Annotated in this window: 2 protein-coding genes; both read right to left on the reverse strand. The window is 41.1% G+C overall.

The genetic code is table 11. The annotated features are described in order from the left end of the window. Window positions 1-11: 11 nt before the first annotated feature. Entirely contained in the window at window positions 12-1,427 is a 1,416-nt protein-coding gene (locus MM214_RS18850) for an IS701 family transposase (RefSeq protein ID WP_262916673.1), read from the reverse strand. Continuing rightward, entirely contained in the window at window positions 1,424-1,630 is a 207-nt protein-coding gene (locus MM214_RS18855) for a hypothetical protein (RefSeq protein ID WP_241297731.1), read from the reverse strand. The genes MM214_RS18850 and MM214_RS18855 overlap by 4 nt, the downstream gene beginning before the upstream one ends. Window positions 1,631-1,729 lie beyond the last annotated feature (99 nt).

Genomic DNA, 1,729 nt, shown 5'->3' on the forward strand with positions numbered 1-1,729 from the left:
CTTAAGTTTGGCTAATTTCTATTATAGAATAGGCTTGATAGAGTATGAACTGGGTAATTTTTAGCACTTCGTTGTTTTTGCTCCATGTTCACGAAGTCGGAGAAATTGATTTTGACTGAATCAGACCAGTTTATTGCTCTAAATTGGTTGATAAAGTCTTGGGTTGTTAACCTCTGATTTTTCTTTTTCTTATACCATTTAGGACGTGGTAATTCAGTTATTTTGGCTATTGACGCAGATAAGAGTAACATCGAATAAACAGCAGTAATAAATTGAGGTACTTTGCTACAGGGTTTTTCTTTTCTCACCTGGGCCTGACCACATCCCATCAATGTCTTCTGATCTCTGAAATTCACTTCTATGCCCCAGCGCCATAGATATGCCTGAAGGATTTTTTCAAGCGATAGTTCTGTAGATGTACATATTAGGTATGCTGGATCCCTGTAAAGGAGCCTTGATTTTTTTGTAAGTCGATAACTTACTGGCCTTATGATAATCAGTCTTAAATTCATTGGTCCTGACTTTCTCCATCTCACCTGCTCAACTGTTTTGACATTAAAAGTGTGAACCTTCCCTGCAGCCCACGCTTTGACTTCTTTCCATTCATATTCATCTGACTGGCGGATCTGCTCGGGGGTTGGTAATTGTTTTCCATAAACAAGTTTTCTTCCTTTGCTTTGGGAGATTTCAGGTGATTCGTGGAGCTTGCAGTCCTTACGTATTCTACCAATTAGAACGACATTTTCATCTAGCTTTTTAAGAACAGCTTCATTGGTATAGCTGCCATCAACGCTAACAACCAACGTCTTGTCCTTATGTCCGTCTTTGTCAAGATCCTTTCTCAGTTCAGAAATTCTCTGAGCTCCGATTACGCTGAGTTTCATTTTTTTCTGCGCTTCCCTGTACAGGTCGTGTTCTTCTTGGAGACTGTCTTTTTTGGGTTTGGAGACAGAGGGGCAGTGCTGAAGGTCCACAGGTATTGTGGTTGCCTGAACTTTATCCATTTTGGAACACAAGGAGAGAGATACCTCAATAAACCGCTGACCCCATACAAGATTGGTCTGGAAAGGAGGGCCAAGGGGGTCTCTCATCCATTTTGCTCCAGATACTTTTTTACCCCTTTTTCTCAACAGAGTATCATCCATATGGGCATAAATCTCCCTTTCGTCTGCCGAAATGGCATCCGCTACTGTCTTCCTGATCACCGAAAAAAGCTTGCTTGTATCCATCCTGTCGCCTTGAAAAAGCCGATAGGCTGCCGACCAGTCTTTGAAATGCTGCCCGGTAGCAGATATCATACCTGTAACGGTACTCCTTCCTACACAACCCAAAACACCTTCGGCAAGACCAAAGGCTCTTTTCCAGGTACGAGATTGCTTAAAGGCTCCTTTACATTGAGAAAAGATAGATTCAAAAACCTCTTTCAGGTTTTGTTGGGCAGTTTTTTTTTAAGGCCTTCGGTAGCCTTCTCACTTCGCTGAAGTACTAGTCTCTGGTGATCATCAATAATCCACTCGACTATTTCTCCCTGTTCAAATTCAATAGCCTGAGCCACTGCTGCGGGAAAATTGATGTACCATTGCTCACTTTTCGCTCTCTTTATGAGCTGAATTTTAGTTGGATATCCCATATCTAGTCATATAACTAGATATAAAAGTCTAAAAAAAGAGCCACAATTCCAAATTGAGACTCTTTTTTTTCTACAAACTAGTAAATAGCCAAAGTCGAG

Source organism: Belliella kenyensis, assembly GCF_022549675.1.
GTDB classification, from domain to species: domain Bacteria; phylum Bacteroidota; class Bacteroidia; order Cytophagales; family Cyclobacteriaceae; genus Belliella; species Belliella kenyensis.